Source organism: uncultured Erythrobacter sp. (genome assembly GCF_947499705.1).
Taxonomy (GTDB): domain Bacteria; phylum Pseudomonadota; class Alphaproteobacteria; order Sphingomonadales; family Sphingomonadaceae; genus Erythrobacter.
In genome coordinates this window covers 1,973,341-1,992,297 of the sequence record NZ_CANMPJ010000001.1, presented here as the reverse complement: position 1 = coordinate 1,992,297, position 18,957 = coordinate 1,973,341, and the positions used below count along the sequence as shown (strand labels likewise).

The window sequence follows — 18,957 nt, the reverse complement described above, 5'->3', positions numbered from 1 at the left end:
GCCCCGAGGTGAGCGCAGATGAAGACGTAAATAGCAATTATGCGGGCGTCTTCGAGGGGCGGATTGGGTTTGGGCGAAAGCCTGCACTGATTCTGATCGATTTCGTCGAAGCCTATTTCGCGAAAGACAGTCCGCTTTATGCCGGTGTCGACGCCGCCCTCGCGGCGGCGATCGAACTGCGCGATGTTGCGCGGGATGCCGGCGTTCGGGTGATCTACACCAATGTCGAATTTCACCCTTCGATGGTGGACGGCGGCAGGTTCGCGCAAAAGGTTGGCGCATTGACCAGTTTCGTTCGCGGAAGTCCGCTTGGCGCATGGCCTGCGGGGCTGGAGCCCAACGAAGAAGAGCTCGTCATTTCTAAGCAATATGCGAGTGCATTCTTCGGAACATCACTGGCAGCGACATTGACCGCGCAAGGGCACGACAGTCTGATCATATCAGGTCTTTCCACCAGCGGCTGTGTGCGGGCGACGTGTGTGGATGCCTGCCAGCATGGTTTTATTCCGGTCGTGGTCGAAGAGGCGGTGGGTGATCGCCATCGCGAGGTCCACCGCGCCAATCTCTTCGATATGAATGCCAAATACGGCGATGTGGTTTCGCTGGCGGAGACTAAGATGCATTTGTTGGACGTCGCTCGGACTCAATAGAAGATCACTTCCCGATCAATTTCTGTTTCACGGCCGCTTGATACTTAAGCTCGCCAAAATCTTCGAGCGTTCATACGATCCAAGTTTATCGTTCGTCGAAGAACAGATGTCTTGCAATATTAGAATTTTCATTGACACTCTCACGCAATATTTCCTGAGCGTGGGGGCGTTGGGATGGAAAACGGGGCGGACAAGCCGAACAGTGTCAAAACTGCGCATGAGCAGCGATTCAGCGCATTTATCAGCTACAGCCATGCGGACGCAGCCGCAGTGCGCAAGCTGCATTCGCAGATCGAGAGCTATCGATTGCCCAAGGGATTGGGCCACATCGATGCGTTGAACGGTCGGCAGGGCAAGATCGGGAAGGTCTTTCGAGACCGGGAAGATCTCTCGGCGGCGCAGGACCTGTCTGTCGCGGTCAAGGATGCGCTGGGCTGTTCCGAAGTGCTGGTTGTGGCGTGCTCGCCCGATGCCAAAGCGTCGGAATGGGTCGATCAGGAAATCGCCTATTTCCGCGAACGACATCCCGATCGCCCGATCCTCGCGGCGATCCTGCGCGGCGAACCGGCAGAGGCCTTCCCGGCGGCGCTAACGGAAGGCGGCACCGAACCCCTCGCAGCGGACCTGCGCAAACAAGGCGACGGCTGGCGGCTGGGCTTCCTGAAGGTCGTCGCAGGTATCGCCGGCGTCCCGCTCGACCGGCTGGTCCAACGCGACACCCAAAGACAATTGCGCCGCGTGATGGCCGTCACGGGACTGGTCGCGGTGATTGCCATAGCCATGGGCGTCATGACGACGATCGCACTCCAGGCGCGCAACGAGGCGCAGTTTCAGCGGGATGAGGCCGACGGGATGGTCGCCTACATGATGACCGACTTGCGCAGTCAGTTGAAAGGCGTCGGTCGCTACGAGCTCATGGAAGGGGTGAATGAGCGGGCTCTGGAATACTACACCAAACAAGGCGATCTTTCGCAGCTGCCGCCCGACAGTCTCGAACAGCGAGCCATCATTCTTCATGCGATGGGGGAAGATGACGAAGCGACCGGCGATCTGGATTCTGCGTTCGCGAAGTTTACGGAAGCACACCGTGCAACCGAAGAGCTGCTGAAGCGAGAGCCCAACAATCCTGACCGGATATTCGCTCACGCGCAAAGCGAGTATTGGGCGGGCTTTGCTGCATCACAGATTGGCGTGATCAGTGTTGAGCAACACTGGATGGGGTACTTAGCTCATGCCAAACGACTTTTCAGAGTTGAACCCGGCACGCTTCGAAGCCTCACCGAACTTGGGTACTCCTACGGAAACTTATGCGAACTACGTGTCTCGCAAGATCGTATTGAAGATGCGCTCAACAATTGTCGCGCAGCCATAACCTATATGACAAAGGCAGTCGCTGCTGCCCCGACCGAAAGCGGGCCAATTATGGCTCTCGCAAATCGTCGCGGATGGCTAGCAGACACGCTAATGCGTGCACAACAATTCGAAGAGGCTCAAGTTGAGCGCTCGTTGGAGCAAACCCTCATTGAGGAGCTGCTCAGCGACGACCCGGAAAACTTCCAGTATCAATTGAGGCATACTTGGCCACTAATCGGGCGGGCTGAGATCGCGATCGAGGCGGGTATCGGTGACAGTGTCCCTGACGATCTGGCACCAGTCATTTCGAAGCTTGCGAAGCTCAATGATCAAGATCCAGCCAATGGTGAGATAGCAATTATTCGCGTCCGAGCATTGTTGTTGGTTGCCGAGGCAAAGCGCCGTTCCAATAAAAACTGGAAATTCGATTATCGCGCTGCAGCGGACCTTGCATCTGATTATTCGGATCATCACTTTTCGGCGCAAATGGATCAAATTCTATTAGAATTCACAGGGGGTGAGGTCGATGAATAATAGAAACTTCGTTGTTGGAACTCTCACTGCAGGAATACTCGTTTCCGCATCAATTTTGATATTTGCTGATAGGGTCTTTCAAAAATTTCCCGGTATAAACACTGACGCTGGAGCGATTGCTCCTGATGCATCCACCGGCGTTGGCCGAAATTTTGGGAACAATCCGCGATCCTACATTAATTGTTTGGAGTCAGAGGAGAGAGAGGGTGTGCCAGACACTCAAGGCAGAGATCCAAACCTCTGTTCCAATGGCAAATTTGCGCCAAAGTATTTTCACGTCATTTATATGAAGTTTGGCGATCCAGTTAGCGTAGCCAAGCTGAACGCTCGCCACGCATATTTTCCCGCTTCAAAGTCCAAGGACGACGACGATGTCGTGTGTGCGATTGAATTCCTGAGGAGAAACGGTGGGGAGGATTGCGGCGCAATTGAGCACCCTAGGCTGGGCAAAATCCGATCACATTTCGATGAGATCTACTATGGGTCCCAGCAAAGAGTTTACGTTTTTGTAGACAATACAGACATTGCCTTTAACCCAACGACTCCAATGGTTTTCACTGATTGGGGCGCCCATGACGATCAGTTTAGAATGCCAAGGCCAATAAAGAGGCATCCAAATTTGAGTTTTGGTGGTGCAGAATTAGGTGGACTCGGAAATTCTTCACACGAAGGGCTATACTACGAGAACTATTTCAAAGATGAAGATGGTAATGACATGGCGAGTAGCAACAAGGGTGAAACGAGTTATTCGATCAACTTCAACCTCCTAATGTGCGAGGAGCCCGACCCTATCAACAAAACATGCGACATTGCCGATCCGAAGAAGGTCATTCCCATCGCTGTTGACCCTGATAGCGGTAACGGTCGTCCACGAAGACCATAGTCAACGGACTAATAGACCTTGACCCCCCTCCCAACCAAAATCCTCCAACTCGCCCGTGCCGGGAATCCGGTGCGGGCTTGGGGTGTGTTTGGGGAGTTGGGGCTTCGAGCCGTTACCAATGACATCAAGGTCCTCACGCTCAAGGGGCGGTTGCTTAAGGACCTCGCTTGGCGCGCTGCTGATGAGGAACGCGCTCGGCTGTTTCGAGAGGCTACCGACGCCTATCTCGCGGCCCATGCGCTCAAGGCCGATAGCTATCCGCTGATCAACGCCGCTGCGCTCGCGCTGTTTGCGGGTGAAGAGGATCGGACGAATGAGCTCGCGCGGCAGGTGCTCGAACTGATCGACAACAACACCGACGAGGGCGAGACGCCGTTCTGGCGCGAGGCTACGCGGGCCGAGGCGCATTTGTTGCTCGGCGAGCAAGCCAAGGCTGAGGCCGCGCTCGCCGAAGGCGTCGCCAAGCTTCCGCAGGCTTGGGAAGATCATGCTCGCACGCTCGAACAATTTGCAGCGATTACCGAGGTGCAGGGAGGCGATCCGGCCTGGCTTGATCGGTTCCGTCCGCCTCCTTCGCTTCATTTCAGTGGCCTGATTGGGCTTGATCCCGATGCGCCGGGGCTGCGCGAAGAGATCGACGCGGCGATCGCCAATCTCAAACCAGGTTTTGCCTTTGGAGCGCTTGCCGCCGGGGCCGATATAATGATCGCCGAGGCCGCAGTCGCATTGGGCGCGCGCCTTGTAGTCACTTTGCCGAACCCGATTGAGGATTTCCGCGCTAGATCGATCGAACCATACCGGGCGGATTGGGGCAAGCGCTTCGATGCTCTGATCGAGCGCGCAGAACGGGTGGAGCATGTGCCTCCAGGCACGGGCGAAGAGGACAACCCCTTCGCGCTATCGATTGATACGGCCAGCCTTGTCTCCATGGGGCAGGCCATTCGCAATGCCGACATTTTGAGCAGCCATGCGCATGCTCTTACGATCGTTGCTCCGGGCGAGGCCGAGCGTTTACATGTCGGACATTGGCGGATGTCGGGAAGGCCTCTGCACCGGATCGAGAGCACGCGAGCCTTTGGCGGAGGTAATCCGACCGTTAGCTCTGAGGGTTCAGCGCTCGACATCTGCTTGTCGGCGATTGTCTGCTTCGATGGCCTGAGTGCCGCCGATGCTGACGTCCTGGCTGATCGGAATGATCTCACGCCGCAGGGTATTGGAGCGCGCACAGGCTTTGTAGGCAAACCCAAAGAGTGCCTCGCCGCAATGGAGAGCGTTGTAGCGGAGGCCGGAGCGATCACGGGTGCGCTGTCGATCGATGTTTTCCCGGATCAACAACCCGGACCGATGATTGTCGACCGTACCGACCGGCTACTCCAAGCAGCCGAGCGCGGGCAATTTCTGACCGACTATCAATCGGCGATGATCGCGCGCGTTCTGGCGGTTGACATTCACATCGAAGAGCTTGGCGAACTGGCCTCGCTCAGCGGCCCGATTTCGCTTTGGTCGATCAATTCATAACCGGTTAAACGACCAAATCCTCGAGCATCCTGCGCGACACGATTTCAAGCCTGTCGCTCGACCGCTCAATGATACCCCGCCGCTCCAGCGTGCTGATCGCGCGAGAACCCGTTTCGCGTGTGGTCTGCGCGGTCAGGGCGAGCGCGGCAATCACTGGTGGCGGCGAGATCAAATCCGATGGACCTGCCAGGGCCAGCAGCTCGCGATAGCAACGCCCGACCGCTGACAGGGTTACCCGCGCGGCCAATCGGTCCAGCACGGTGTGCAACTGCCCCGAATAAATGCGCGACATTCCCGCTGCCAGGTCGGGACATTCCTGAAACAGCCGATCAAGCTCGATCGCGGTCACCTGTAGTGCCTGCACACGCCCAAGCGCTCTCGCATCGAAGGCGTTCTCTTCCGCAGCGGCGAACGCACCGACCAATTCCCCTGGTCCGAACGCAGAGATGACGGTTGATTGACCCTCGCTGGAAATCGCCTGCAATTGCACGGTGCCTTCAAGGATCAGCCATAGCCGATCGTCGTGGTCGCCTTGGTGGGACAAGATCGTGCGCGGTGTGTATTCGCAAGGCCGCATGGCATGGGCGAGGGCGGTCGCCGATGCACGCTCGCAATCCAGCAGTCGAAAGAGCGCCTCCGTGCGGTCCGCCAATTCCATGCATGTATCCTTACTCAGCATTCGCACCAATGCGCGCACGCTAGTGGTGATCGGCCGCGCGCGTCAAATGTACTGAGCGAGGCATGAAAATCACGCAGGGCGTCAGACGGATCGAATGGGCGCCCAAGCGAAGCATTGAGTCGCCATCTTGTCGCAAAAGCACTACAACCCGGCGCTCTATGGGTCCTTCGCCAGAATCTGAATTGCGAAGCGCGATAGCGCGGTCGAAGTCGGCGTTGATTTCGGTCGGCTGGCTGAGCGCGATCATCAACGTGCTGCTGCTTGGCGGCCCGATCTACATGCTGCTGATCTACGATTCCGTGATGCCCAGCGGCAGCACCGCGACCTTGTTCGGGCTGCTGGCGATGATCGTGGTGGTTTACCTGTTTCAGGGCCTGTTCGACCTGCTGCGGATTCGCATTCTGGGCGACGTCGCCGCAGCGCTGGATGCGCGGATGACGGGCCGGGTTCACCGCGCGATTTCGCAGCTCGCTTTGCGGGCCGGGGATTATGGCGATGATGGCCTTACTCCGATGCGCGATCTTGATAGCATTCGCAGCTTCCTCAGTTCTCCGGGGCCGGGGGCGTTAATGGATTTGCCATGGCTGCTGTTGTTTGTCGCCCTGCTGACCGTGCTGCATGTCTGGCTCGGCGTGACGGCTCTGGTCGGCGCTCTGGTGCTCATTGCGCTGACTTTGCTCAATGATCGCGCATCGCGTTCGCCCAGCGAAGATGCGAGTCAGGCGCGCGCTTATCGCGCCAAACTGGCGCATGACAACCGCCGCCATGTCGAGGTGATCCGCGCGCTCGGAATGGGCGAACGGATGTATGACATGTGGCATGCGGCCAATGCACAGCTCAATGCCGCGCAGGACCGGGTCACACGAACGGGCAGCCTGCTCAGCGGTGTGAGTCGTATCTTTCGCCTCTTCCTGCAAAGCCTGGTTCTGACGGTCGGAGCGCTGCTCTATCTGGCAGGAGAGGCAAGCGGCGGGATTGTGTTCGCGGCGTCGATCCTCGCCGCACGAGCGCTGGCTCCGATTGATCAGGCGATTGCACATTGGGGCGCGTTCACCAGCGCGAGACAGGGCTGGACGCGGCTTGATCGGCTGTTCGAGGCGTTTCCGGATGAGGATGCGCAAGCGACGCAGCTGCCTCCTCCGACCGAAAGCCTGCGGGTCGAGCACCTAGCCGTCGTCCCGCCGGGTAGCGAGACACCGGTGCTCGAAGGCATCCAGTTTGAATTGGAGGCGGGCGATGCGCTGGGCATCATCGGACCGAGTGCGGCAGGTAAGACGACTCTGTCGCGCGCGCTCGTGGGATTGTGGCTCCCGGCGGAAGGCGCGGTGCGGCTGGATGGGGCCAGTCTCGACCAATGGGACCCCGACGATCTGGGCGCGCATCTCGGATACCTGCCGCAGCATGTCGAATTGTTCGACGGCATGATCGCGCAGAATATTGCTCGGTTTGAACCCAATCCATCGCCCGAAACCGTGATTGCTGCGGCGCGGACGGCGGGTGTGCACGACATGGTGCTTGGATTGCCGCAAGGTTATGACACCGTGGTCGGAGCCGGGGGTATTCAGCTATCGGCGGGCCAACGCCAGCGGATCGGATTGGCCCGCGCGCTTTATGGCGATCCGTTTCTGGTGGTGCTCGACGAGCCGAACTCGAACCTGGATGCCGATGGTGAAGCGGCTTTGGACCGCGCGATTGGTGAGGTCCGGGAACGCGGAGCGATCGTGGCTCTGGTCGCGCACAGGCCTTCGGCGCTGCGCCAAGTGAACAAGGTGTTGGTGCTGCAGAATGGCAGGATGTCGGCATTTGGCGAGCGGGATGATGTGCTTTCGAAGATGGTGACCGCGCCCAACGCGACGCCGATCAGGCCGCCCAAGGATGCGGACACAGATGAGCTGGCGGAGAAGCAGTCGTGAACGCGCAGCTTCCTATTACCGCAGCAGCCGATGTTGGCGATTTGGCTGAGAGCTATGATGCACGGGCGCGCAAACGCACGCGCACTGCGATGATCGCCGCTGGCATTCTGGCGCTTCTGGTGATCGTGGGCGGAGCATTGGTGCCGATTGGCGGCGCGGTGATTGCCACGGCCGAAGTCGCACCTGAAACGCGGGTCAAACGGATTGCGCATCCGACCGGCGGGGTGATTGCAGAGATTCTGGTGCGCGATGGCGATGCTGTGAAAGAAGGCGATCTGCTGTTGCGGCTCGACACCGAAGTGAGCGCGGTCAGCGCGGAATTTTCGGAACGCTCGCTCGCGCAATTGCTGGCCCAGCGTGCACGCCTTTCGGCTGAAATCGAAAATCGCGGATCGATCCGGTTCCCCGCCGAGTTGCTAAGCGATGACAGCGATGAAGCGCGCGCGGCGATGGCGGCGGAACAGCGGCGCTTCGCGCTCAATCGGTCCGAGCAATCGAGCCTGCGCGCCCAGCTGGGCGAGCGGGTGAACCAGCTTGGCCGCCAGATCGATGGCTACAACGCGCAGATTTCTTCGCTCGAGCAGCAGCAGGCGCTGATCAAACCCGAGCTGGAGATGCTGCGCGAGATGCATGACAAGGGTTACGTCACCATCCGGCGTCTCAACGAGATGGAGCGCACGGCGATCGATCTCGATGGGAACATCGGCGCGCTGCAGGCCAATATCGCGCAGTCCAATGCCGGGATCGCGCAGGCGAATGAGCAACGCATCCAGATCGGCCAGACCGCGCGCGCCGATGCTGGTGCGGAGCTGGCGCAAGTCGAAGCCGCAATCAATGAACAGCGCGTCGCGAGTGCGAGTGCAGGCGATCAATTCGACCGGTCAGAGATCCGCGCCTCATACGCTGGAACTGTCGACAAGCTCGCCTACAGCGCGGTCGGTGAAGTCGTGCGGCCTGCCGAGACCATTGTCGAAATCGTGCCGCAGGACGATGCGCTCGTCTTCAATGGCCTGGTCTTGCCCAGCGATATCGATCGGGTCGCAGTCGGCCAGCCTGCCCGCATTAGGCTGTCGGCATTCAATCAGGCGACGACGCCAGAGCTGGAAGGCGAGGTGACCTTCGTCTCAGCCGACCCAGTGACCGATGACGCAACAGGGGCACGGTTGTTCCGGGTGCGAGTGGTGCTCGACGAAAGTTCAAAAGACGTGACCGACCGGCTTGAACTGGTGTCGGGCATGCCGGCCGAACTGTTTATTGAAACTGGCAGCCGCTCGATGCTTTCCTTCGTCACGAAGCCGCTGGTCGATCAGTTCGCTCGCGCGTTTCGCAACTAAAATATCGGGGCGAGGGCGGCGAATTCTCGGTCGCCGCCCGTCACCTTTCCATCACGCAATCGGTTCGAACCCGAACGAACCGTGTTCGATCCACGGGTTATCTTCCGCTTCAATCCCATCGAGAGCGAACTTGCCTGTCGCGGGTTCTGGCACCGCTCCAAACATGTCGGACAGCGGCACCTTGGTGTGGCTGTAACCTGTGGTGGTCACAGGCGCAGATGCTGCATCGTTGAACACGAAGGCCGCGTCATTCACGTCGCTCAACATAACCGCCACGCTGCCGATCGACTGCGCCACCGCCGAAGGAGCCGCTTGCGACATGGCCGAGGCCGGAGGCGCATCGAAACTGGTCTGCGCAAGCACGTCAGCGCTCGTCGCATTGAGCACCGTCGCCACCAGCACACCGTCCGCGGCAATCTCGGTATCAAGGCCAACCTGCGTAAACGTGATCGCTTTGCCGCCCGCACCGTCGATCCGGATCGTATCGAGATTGCGCTCGAAATCGGTGATTGTGTCTGCATCGGCAGCGGTCTGATCGGCGTGCAAAATAAAGAGGTCCGCCTGCGTGCCGCCGGTCAGCATATCCATCCCGGTGCCGCCATCGAGCGTATCGGTGCTCCGGCCACCATCGAGCGTGTCGTTGTCAGCGCCGCCATCCAGCAAGTCTGCCTGATCGCCGCCGGATAGCATATCCATTCCGGCTCCACCGCTCAGCATATCAAGACCGATCCCGCCGGTGATCATGTCGTCACCTCCATCGCCGCTGAGGATATCATTGCCGCGATCACCGGTGATGGTGTCGTCATTGTCGCCGCCACTGATCATGTCGGCTCCATCGCCGCCAAGGATCGTGTCTTCGCCCGCGCCGCCCATGACATTGTCGTCGCCCGGACCGGCATCGATCGTATCGTCGCCGCCCATACCGTCGATGATGTCATTGCCGCGGTCGCCAAAGATGATGTCATCCATCGCGCCGCCAGTGAGCGTGTCCGGCCCGCGAGTCCCTTGAAGTGTGAGACCCCCTCCGTCGATGAGAGAAGCGGCCTGCACATCGGCTTCTGCCGCGTTCAGCACGGTCGCAACCAGAACGCCATCCGACAGGATCTGCACGTCAGGACCAGCCTGAACGAAGGTGATCGTCCGCCCCATCGAACCATCGATACGGATGCCGTCGATGTTGCGTTCGAAGTCGGTGATCGTGTCGGCGTCGGCTGCTGTCTGGTCGGCATGAAGGATGAACAGGTCCGACTGAGTGCCGCCCGTCAGCGTGTCCATGCCGGTGCCGCCATCGAGCTCGTCCTCGCGTGCACCGCCATCGAGGTTGTCGTCGCCGCCTTCGCCGAACAGCATGTCGCGCTGCGACCCGCCGATCAGCATATCGTTGCCTTCGCCGCCAAAAAGGATGTCGTCGCCAAGCCCGCCGTCGAGCATGTCGTCGCCGTCGCCGCCCATGATCATATCGTTGCCACGATCGCCGTTGATCTTGTCATTGTCGTCGCCGCCATCGAGCATGTCGTCGCCGTCGCCGCCGTCGATCATGTCATCACCTGCGCCGCCCATGACATCGTCATTGTCGGCACCGGCATCGATCATGTCGTCACCATCACCGCCATCGATTGTGTCTTCGCCCCGGCCGCCATCAATGTTGTCGTCGCCGCCATTGCCGTTGATCGTGTCATCACCGCGCAGGCCATCGATGTCGTCTTCACCGTCATTGCCATCAAGCGTGTCGTCGAACTGGTTCGTGCCGACAATGTCCTGCACGCCGACATTGAACACCGCGAGGAAGGGATCGTGGTCGGAGTTCGGATTGCCGAGGGGTGTATTGGTGTGGACCGCATCGATCTGCGCTCCGTCGGCCAGATTGCTGGTCGCCAGAATGTGATCGAGCGCCTGCGCGTTGCCTTGGAACAGCACGCTGAAGCGGTCGTCCTCGTCGAGCTTAAAGGTCAGGTTCTCAAGCACGGTTTCGCTGCCGGGGCTGACTGTCGCACCGTCGAAATCGAGCTCGCCTGTCAGCACTTCCATCGGCTCTTCGAACTGGAATTCGTTGAAGTCGCCTGCCACTGCGATTTTGGCATCGGGATTGGCGGCTAGCAGCTCATCGATATGCGCATTCACCGCAGCTGCCTGAGCCGCTCGCGCCACCGCGCCAGCATTGGTCGGCGGCTGGATCGCGCTGAAGCTGCTGTCGGAACCAATTTTCGAAGTGAAGTGGTTGCCGATCACCGTCACGGTCTGGCCGTTGAAGGTGAAATTCGCCCCCAGCGGCGCACGTGAGTTGGCAAACGCTGCGTCGATTGCGCCGGTATCATCGGTGATCGTGAAGGCAGACGCCTCGTCAAGATCGACCCGGTCGTCGCGATAGAGGAAGGCAATGCGGATGTTCCCGCCCGGTTGTCCGCCTGTCTCACCATCGACAACAAAGGGATTGTCGAACACGGAATACTGGATGCCGGTCTGGTTGAAGATCTCGGTCGCCAGAGCCTCAAGCGTCATCTGCGCAGAGACGGTCCCGTCAGTGGCTGACCCGCTGTCGTCCTGAACCTCTTGCAGCACAACGATGTCAGGCGCGGCGAGATTGATGCCAATGTCGGTGGCAATTCCGGCAAGCCGTCCCTCGGCGATATCTGTGTCGCCATCCGCTTCGTTGATATCGAAATTGAGCACGTTGTAAGTCGCGAGCGAAAGCTGGTTGACCGCGCCCGGCACCAGAGCGGTGGTTTCCGCGATATTGGTGCTCGCCTGCGCGACCGTTACATCGGTCGTCGGTCGGACCTGATAGTTCTCAAAGCCATAGTCCACCACACCGGTCACAGTGTTGAGCAGCGTGCCGGGCGTGACATCCGGAATGGCAACATCGACGCCGTTCAAGGGGCCAGCAGAATCGATCTGCACTCTCTCGGGATTGAAGTCCGAGCCAGCACCAGCGTCAAACTCGCCCAGGCCACCGTCGCCGCCCTCGATCACGACCAGCCCTTCGTCGGACACATTGGTCGCGGACAGATTGCCCGCGCCGTCGCTCGCTACGGTCCACAATTCGCCAAAGCCATTGGTGGAATCGACCGAGACCGGATTCTCGATCGTGACCAGCATTCCTTCGAGGCTTTCCCAGAAATCGATGCCGTCGGTTAGCGGGTCGAAGCTGGTGAAGTCATCATCTTCGATCACTTCAGTCGGCGGGGTGATGCCGTTGGGGCCGATGACGATCGCATCGGGCAGTGCGTTGCCCGTTGAATCGACCGTGATGGCAGCGTCGGTCAGCTGTGTGATTGTCAGGTTCGCCGGATCGCCGCCACCCTGGAATTCGCTCACGGTTCCGACAACGGTCAGACCATCGCCAGCGACGACTGTCGGGGCAATTCCGGTGAATACGAAGATACCGTCCGAGGTCGCGCTATCGCCGTCGCCATCCGGGTCCTGCATGTAGAAGCCATTGGAAGCGACCGCTGTGACAACACCGGTTGTGGTAACTTCGTTGCCGACAAACAGTGAGGTGTGGCCTGCGCTCTGAATTTCCCCGATTTCGAGATTGAGCGGATCGTCGTTCACGATTGTCCCGACGCCGGTTCCGGCGCCGATGCTCGCACCGCCAGTCGGGTTGGAAAGCACTACATCGAAGAACTCGCTCGGCTCGCCTACGGTGTCGCCGACCACGTCGATGGTTATGGTCTGGAAGGTCTCTCCGTCTGCGAAGCTTACCGTTCCGGTGGTCGCACCCGACAAGTCGGCAGCGTCAGCGTCAGAGAATTCACTACCGAGAATAACGGCGAAATCGGCGCTCACCGCACCGGTATCTCCGCCGACACGGAATACGTTGAAGGTGATTTGCGCAGTGCCGCTGTCACCTTCGGCCACACTTGCGTCGTCAATGAACAGCGCACCATTGGGATTGACCGGCGTGAAGTCCTGGCCGGTATTGACCAGACCAAAGTTGTCAGTTTGCGAAGCCTGCCACGTAAAGTCGTCCGCGACGTTGCCCGTACCGCCAAGCTGCAAAGAGGTGCCAGCTGGAACGCCGCCTTCGGCTACGCCAATGTCCTCGCTTGTCAGGCCCAAGGCTGGGCCGTTCGTCGCTTCGAATGTGCCTTCGTAGGAAAGGAACTGGACGACATTGCCCGAGGGATCGACCAACGCAATCGCGTCCGGCCCATTCTGGATACCGCTGATCGGGAAAGCGAGTGTGCCAAAGCCGTCATCCTGATCGGGAATGATCCCTGTCAGGTTCTCGGTGTCGTACACAACCCCGCCATTGCCGTTGTAAAGAGCAAGCTGCCAACCGCTCAGGTCGGTGCCAGCAGGGCCTGCAATCTCGATCCCTTCGCCAACATCAGCGCCGGAATTGTCGTAGTGAATTTCGTTGATGAAGACTTCGGCGGGGCCTTGCGGAGTGGTGTTGGCGTCGTCGGCGAAAATTGTCCCAAGCGCTGAACCATCGTCGATTGTCGCGCCGCCGGTCGGGTTTGAAAGGTCAACCGCGAACAATTCAGTCGGTTCGAAATCTGTGTCACCATTGACCTGAACCGTGATGGTCTGGCTGGTCTCACCATCAAGGAAAGTCAGCGTCCCCGAATTGGCAACAAAATCGCTGGCATCGGCCTGACTGGGGATGAGCGAAGTGGTGAAATCGACCGTGACGGTTCCGTCAGTGCCGCCAGTGCGCGTGACAGTGAATGTCAGATCGGTGGTGCCACTATCGCCTTCGGTCACACCGGCATCGGCGATGCTCAGCGTTCCTGGCTCTGGCGGCGGACCGAAGGATTGACCGTCATTAAAGGCGCCCTGGCTTGCTGTTCCAGTCACCCAAGTGAAGTCATCCGGACCTTCGCCTGTGCCGGTTAGTTGGAGTGATTGGTTGGGGGTCGCCGGATCGGTTTCGGCCACACCGATATCAGTGCTCATCATGCCTGCGGCTGGGCCATCGGCGGCAGTGAATGCACCTTCGTAAGAGAGGAACTGCAGAACATCGCCGTCGGGATTGACTAGCGCGATCCCGTCAGGCGCGCCATCCTGCAGGAAATCAAACGGGAAGCCGACGCTTTTCGTGCCGAAACCATCGCCCTGATCGGTGAATGGCGTCAATCCAAGCGTAGAGCGGGCATATTCTGCGCCGGTATCGCCGTCATAGTAGACGATGATGTAGCCGGTCGCTTCGAGCCCGGCCTCGCCTACGACTTCGACGAATTCAAACAGTTCGTCGGGTCCTGCGAGCGCGTAGTTGATCTCGTTGATGAACACGACCGGAGGCGGCAGTGTTCCGCCTTGCTCGCCCGTGACGGTGACCTGATCGATCGCCAAATCTTCATCGCCGGAATCGAGATGGAAGCGAAGTTCGATATCAAGCGTCGATCCGCTCCCGGCTATCGCAGCGGCAAAGGTGGCGAAGTTCGCGCTGATCTGTGTTCCATCGCCGGTTCCATCGAGATCGGTGTCGAGCAGCGGCGCGCCGTTGGAGCCTGATCCGGTTCCTACACCATCATTCTCGATGCCGAAGATCTGAAACGACGTACCACCATCGATTGTGACAAAGACCTGGAAGAAGTCGGTCGAATCCCAGTCCTCATTGCCATCAGAGCTGTCGTCTTCCGCAACATCGATCGAGAACATCAGGTTGGTGAGACCGGTGATGTCGAGGCCGGTGAAGAAGATCGACTGTTCGTCATCGGTCGAAAGGCCTGGAACCGAGTCCGTGTCTTGCGCGGCGAAAAAGAAACTGCCCGTCTGACCAGTTACCGCATAGGACGGATCAACGTCGCTGCCATCGGTTCGGGTGAAGAAATCGCTGAAGCCGTCGTTCCCTTGTCCAGAAGAGAATGTGTAACGCACGCCGCTGCCGGTATCGACGCTGCCGTCGGTCTCGAACCCTTCGTCAAGCACTGTCACGATTGGCAAGGTAAAGGTTTGACCGGTGTTCACGGCGCTTTGCGTTTGCGCGATGTTTTCAACCCACATGAAGTCACCCGCGGTGTTGCCCGTTCCCTGAAGCTGGAGCGATTGCGTGTCGGTTGTGGTGCCGCTGGCTGAGGCCGGCCCTTCGCCCACGCCGATATCGGTGCTGGTCTGACCGTTCGCGGGGCCATCGGTCGCCGTAAGGCTGCCCTCGTAAGACAGGAACTGGACGACATTGCCCATCGCATCGACCAAAGCGATGCCATCGGGCGCGCCATTCTGGAGACCGTTGGCCGGAAGCGGGAATCCCTGGATCGTGCCCGTGCCGCTCAGATTGAGCGTGTTGTAGGAAGTTCCATTGCTGCCGTTGTAAAACACCACAGTCCAACCAGTGAGATCGACACCAAGCGGATTGGCAATCTCGACATATTCGTTTGCGTCTGAAGTGGGGCTGTTGTTGTCGTAATGGATCTCGTTGATGAAAACGGACGAAGTTGTGCCGGCGACCATAGAAATTCCCCCAAAGACTAGCGCGAGAGTAGCTGGAGTCAGTCAAACTCCACCGAATCGGACGAAGTTTGACTATACGGTCTTCGCGACAGCAAGATTACGGAATTCCACAAGATTCTGAGCAAAACGGGACGAGTTGCATTCGTCCGAAAAGTCTAGCTGAACACCCAGTTCAGTACTTCCGGCAAGCGCGCGGCCCAGGCGTTTTCTTCGTGTTCTGCGCCTTCGTAGGAGCGGCTTTCCCAATCCCGACCCCGTTGCCAACTGGTTGTGCTCATATGCGTGTCGATGGCGGCCTGATAGGGCGGGTAGAACGCGTCGAGAGTGGCGGTGCCGTGGTCGAACCACAGTTTGCGCCCACACGGTTCGCTGAGCTTGTCCGACAGCATCCCGGTCCAGATCGCGACAAGGTCCGGATCGGTCGCATCGACGCTCTGCGGCGCAATTGCTGGCCAGTGGGTGCTTACACAACCTGCGCGACCGAACACCTCCGGGTATTCGAGAAAGGCGTACAGGCTGATCAGCCCGCCCATGCTCGATCCGATGATAGCGGTGTTCTGCGGTTCAGGCTTGGTACGCAGCGCGCTATCGAGCCAAGGTTTGAGCGCGCCTGTGATCCATTGAAGGTAAAGGTGCGAGACGATCGCACCACGGGCGTAATCATCCATCGCCGCGCGGAGCGTGCCATCGACTTGTTCATAAGCGGGCAGAGGCAAATACTGGCGATACCGATCCACACCAGGCGACCAGATACCAACGATGATCCAGGGATCTTCACCGCTTTCGGCCGCGTGACGCATCATCGCTGTGTCGGCGGCCCAGACCTTGTTGAAGTTCGACAGCGCCGGATCGAACAGGTTCTGCGCGTCATGCATATAGAGCACGCGGTATCGTGTTGTGCCTTCACTGTAGCCCGGCGGCAGCCAGATCGTGAGACGCTGAGCGGGCAGGCCTGGCGCACTTATGTCGCGATATTCGAGGAACCGTCCGATTCCGCTCGAAGCCCAAAGAGCAGATGGCAAAGCCGCGAGCGCCGCTCCGCCGCATCCGAGCTGGATTATCCTGCGCCTGTTCAGTTTCGACATCATGCCACCGCCGTTTCAACTGGCGCCGCGCAATGCTTGGCGATGTACTCTTCGTGCGTTGGCAAGCCACCAACCGTCCGCTCGATCAGGCGGCGGAGGTTTTCGAGGAATTCGCCGAGCTGCGCATCGGAAAGTTGATCCGCCATCGGGTCATAGCTCTGCGGGGTCACACCCTGGCCCAGCATCACCTGTACCCAGCTGGCCTCGCGGAACAGGTCATCGACATCGCGGCCCAATCGGCCAGAGGACGCGAACAGTTCAAGCTTGTGCGTCAGACTGTCGGGCACTTCCATGTGTTTGCAATAGCGCCAGAATTCGGAGTCTTCGCGCTCGGTCTGGTGGTAGTGCAAGATCAGAAAATCGCGGATCTGTTCAAACTCCGCCGCGCAGCGCCGATTGTATTCGGCGCGTTCGGACGTCCCACCGCCGCCGCGCGGAAATAGCTGGATCAGGCGACTGACATGCGCCTGGATCAAATGGATCGAGGTCGATTCCAGCGGCTCCAGAAAGCCGCACGACAGGCCAATCGCCGCGCAATTGTGCGACCAGAACTGTTCGCGGCGCCCAGTCGTGAAGCGGATCGGGCGGGGGTCAGCGAGCGCCTTGGTAGGCAGGTTGGCCATCAATATGTCGCCAGCTTCCTCATCCGAGATAAAGTCGCTCGAATAGACATGGCCGTTGCCGGTGCGGTGCTGCAGCGGGATACGCCATTGCCACCCGGCATTGTGCGCGGTCGCGCGAGTATAGGGCACCAGCGTTTCAAGCCGCTCGCTTGGCACGGCTTGCGCACGGTTGCAGGGAAGCCACTTCGACCAGTCCTGATATTCGACCCCAAGTTCCTGACCCAGAAGCAAGGCGCGAAAGCCGGTGCAGTCGATGAAGAAATCACCCGCAACGCTCGTGCCGTCTTGCAAAGTGATCGAGGTGATATCGCCGCTCTCACCATCGCGCGCGACGTTTTCGACGATCCCTTCGGAGCGGGTTACGCCGCGCACTTCGGAATAGACCCGCAGATATTTGGCATAGAGGCTCGCGTCGAAGTGATAGGCATAGGCAAGACCCGTCATCGGGGTGTTACCGACCTTGTCCATATGCGCGAACTTCGCCGCTTCGGCGGCGTGCTGGTGCAGAGAATAATGCCATAGGTCCGGCGCGCCCTGGTTCTTCGCAGCATGGCGGCGCCAATAGTGATGGAACGGCACGCTGTTCAGGTTCAGACCGGTGTCGCCGAACGTGTGCAGATACCTGTCGCCCTGTCGACCCCAATTGTGGAACTCGATACCGAGCTTGAACGTGCCATAGGTGGAGCGAAGAAAATCCGCCTCATCGAGGCCGAGGATGCCATTAAGCCGGATGATCTGCGGGATTGTCGCTTCGCCGACACCGACAGTGCCGATGGCTTCGGACTCGACCAGCTCTATCTCGAGGTTTGATCCGAGCAGCTTGGCAAAGGCCGCCGCCGTGATCCATCCGGCGGTTCCCCCGCCGACAATCACCAGTTTCTGCACGCGTGTGTCGCTCATTGGATATCTTCAGCGGGCGGTCCCGCACCTCTCGCTGTCAGTTTGGCCTGAAAAGGGCATTGATCGTCAAGCGCCCTTCGCGCGGATCAAGCGGTAAAGGGGCATCGTTGTCGATGATCCCGCTATGCAGCACATTGCCCCGATAGAACACGGCCTGGTTGAAGACGCCCTCGCTGGCGTGGATGCGCTCGAAATGCGGCGCGCCGTCCTCGATATAACGTGCGGGCGGCATTCCGGTTCGGCCCACATCGACCTCCAGCGCTGCCCGGAATTGCGGGAAGGTCTCATCGGTCAGGCTTTCAAGCCCGGTGGACTTATGCCGGAAGAAGGCGGTGCCGCCGTGATCGGTCTCATGAAGATACAGCATCATGGCAATCAGTTTGGGATCGGTTCCGTCGACATGTGGAAGCCGCTGCATCGGGATCAGTTCATGGGGCGGGGTGGTCACCACCGAAAGCCACACCTGAATGCCCCATCCATTACGCGCTTTGCCAAAGCCCTTGTCGAGCAGCGGCGTCAACTCGGCGAGCCAGGATTGCGCGACGGCTTTGTCGAGCGGTGCGCGCAGGCCAGGATATTGCGGTGTGATCTTTGCAAATTTTTGCAAAACAGCCATTTCAATCGCGGTTTTGGGTGCTGTCATGAAGTCATCGACCGTGATGAATTCGTGCTTTTCATCTGAAAATTCAGTGAATTGCGCATCTGCAAGCGATATCGCCCAATTTCCCATGACTGATATTGGTGTCCTAGATCGCTTCTTATGCCGTGGAAAGGCTATCAAACTCGAAGTTGAATGCCAATTGAGTTCATTTAAACTGCGGAAAAATAACATATAAATGTTCAGACTCTCGCCGGCATAGGAGTCTGGCGTGGTTCGTCCTTGCAGTTCGCGCAACTGACACCGCGGGCGCGGCGTCAAAAGTGTGACTCGGGGGCCACAACCTGTTGACTACTTTTAACATTGCGAAGGTATTTAGAACGACAAGATGTCCTAAATATCTAAAAAGAAATGAGAAAGATTGTGGTCAGTGGCGGATCACCCTTGGTTGAGATTGGTGATTTACGGCAGCAATTTTTCACGCTATG

General features: G+C 59.0%; 11 protein-coding genes. 6 read left to right on the top strand and 5 right to left on the bottom strand.

The window, feature by feature from the left end; all coding sequences use genetic code 11:
- The first annotated feature begins 8 nt into the window (after positions 1-8).
- From Q0837_RS09505 to Q0837_RS09490, 4 genes are all read left to right on the top strand, one after another.
- Positions 9-650: an isochorismatase family protein gene (locus Q0837_RS09505; RefSeq protein ID WP_298468083.1), complete on the top strand. Its 642-nt coding sequence runs from the start codon at positions 9-11 to the stop codon at positions 648-650.
- A gap of 174 nt (positions 651-824) precedes the next feature.
- Positions 825-2,537: a TIR domain-containing protein gene (locus Q0837_RS09500; protein ID WP_298468080.1), complete on the top strand. Its 1,713-nt coding sequence runs from the start codon at positions 825-827 to the stop codon at positions 2,535-2,537.
- Positions 2,530-3,420: a hypothetical protein gene (locus tag Q0837_RS09495; protein ID WP_298468078.1), complete on the top strand. Its 891-nt coding sequence runs from the start codon at positions 2,530-2,532 to the stop codon at positions 3,418-3,420. The genes Q0837_RS09500 and Q0837_RS09495 overlap by 8 nt, the downstream gene beginning before the upstream one ends.
- An 18-nt stretch (positions 3,421-3,438) precedes the next feature.
- The gene (locus tag Q0837_RS09490; protein ID WP_298468076.1) at positions 3,439-4,938 is read left to right on the top strand and encodes a tetratricopeptide repeat-containing protein; all 1,500 of its coding nucleotides are present in this window, start codon (positions 3,439-3,441) and stop codon (positions 4,936-4,938) included.
- Between the two features lie 4 nt (positions 4,939-4,942).
- Here Q0837_RS09490 and Q0837_RS09485 read toward each other — a convergent pair whose 3' ends face one another.
- Complete coding sequence (locus Q0837_RS09485) at positions 4,943-5,596, bottom strand: Crp/Fnr family transcriptional regulator (protein ID WP_298468073.1); 654 nt, start codon at positions 5,594-5,596, stop codon at positions 4,943-4,945.
- A gap of 179 nt (positions 5,597-5,775) precedes the next feature.
- Between Q0837_RS09485 and Q0837_RS09480 the strand changes: the two genes are divergently transcribed.
- Together Q0837_RS09480 and Q0837_RS09475 are read left to right on the top strand one after the other, a co-directional pair.
- Positions 5,776-7,530, top strand: coding sequence for a type I secretion system permease/ATPase (locus tag Q0837_RS09480; RefSeq protein WP_298468071.1), 1,755 nt, complete (start codon positions 5,776-5,778; stop codon positions 7,528-7,530).
- Positions 7,527-8,864, top strand: a complete 1,338-nt coding sequence (locus Q0837_RS09475) for an HlyD family type I secretion periplasmic adaptor subunit (RefSeq protein WP_298468068.1) — start codon at positions 7,527-7,529, stop codon at positions 8,862-8,864. The genes Q0837_RS09480 and Q0837_RS09475 overlap by 4 nt, the downstream gene beginning before the upstream one ends.
- Before the next feature lie 51 nt (positions 8,865-8,915).
- Here the strand turns inward: Q0837_RS09475 and Q0837_RS09470 are convergent, their stop codons facing one another.
- The 4 genes from Q0837_RS09470 to Q0837_RS09455 form a co-directional block, all read right to left on the bottom strand.
- On the bottom strand, positions 8,916-15,263 hold the full coding sequence (locus Q0837_RS09470; RefSeq protein WP_298468066.1) for a Calx-beta domain-containing protein: 6,348 nt from the start codon (positions 15,261-15,263) through the stop codon (positions 8,916-8,918).
- 155 nt (positions 15,264-15,418) lie between these two features.
- A complete protein-coding gene (locus Q0837_RS09465) occupies positions 15,419-16,351 on the bottom strand; it encodes an alpha/beta fold hydrolase (RefSeq protein WP_298468063.1) in 933 nt (310 codons plus the stop codon).
- Entirely contained in the window at positions 16,348-17,871 is a 1,524-nt protein-coding gene (locus tag Q0837_RS09460; RefSeq protein ID WP_298468060.1) for a tryptophan halogenase family protein, read from the bottom strand. The genes Q0837_RS09465 and Q0837_RS09460 overlap by 4 nt, the downstream gene beginning before the upstream one ends.
- A 37-nt stretch (positions 17,872-17,908) precedes the next feature.
- Positions 17,909-18,766: a DUF6445 family protein gene (locus Q0837_RS09455; protein WP_298468058.1), complete on the bottom strand. Its 858-nt coding sequence runs from the start codon at positions 18,764-18,766 to the stop codon at positions 17,909-17,911.
- Between the last annotated feature and the right edge of the window lie 191 nt (positions 18,767-18,957).

Bases quoted from the DNA above. Each gene is read 5' to 3' on its own strand.
- Q0837_RS09460 (WP_298468060.1), bottom strand. From the start codon at position 17,871: ATGAGCGACACACGCGTGCAGAAACTGGTGATTGTCGGCGGGGGAACC.
- Q0837_RS09495 (WP_298468078.1), top strand. From the start codon at position 2,530: ATGAATAATAGAAACTTCGTTGTTGGAACTCTCACTGCAGGAATACTC.
- Q0837_RS09470 (WP_298468066.1), bottom strand. From the start codon at position 15,263: ATGGTCGCCGGCACAACTTCGTCCGTTTTCATCAACGAGATCCATTAC.
- Q0837_RS09500 (WP_298468080.1), top strand. From the start codon at position 825: ATGGAAAACGGGGCGGACAAGCCGAACAGTGTCAAAACTGCGCATGAG.
- Q0837_RS09480 (WP_298468071.1), top strand. From the start codon at position 5,776: ATGGGTCCTTCGCCAGAATCTGAATTGCGAAGCGCGATAGCGCGGTCG.
- Q0837_RS09485 (WP_298468073.1), bottom strand. From the start codon at position 5,596: ATGGAATTGGCGGACCGCACGGAGGCGCTCTTTCGACTGCTGGATTGC.
- Q0837_RS09465 (WP_298468063.1), bottom strand. From the start codon at position 16,351: ATGATGTCGAAACTGAACAGGCGCAGGATAATCCAGCTCGGATGCGGC.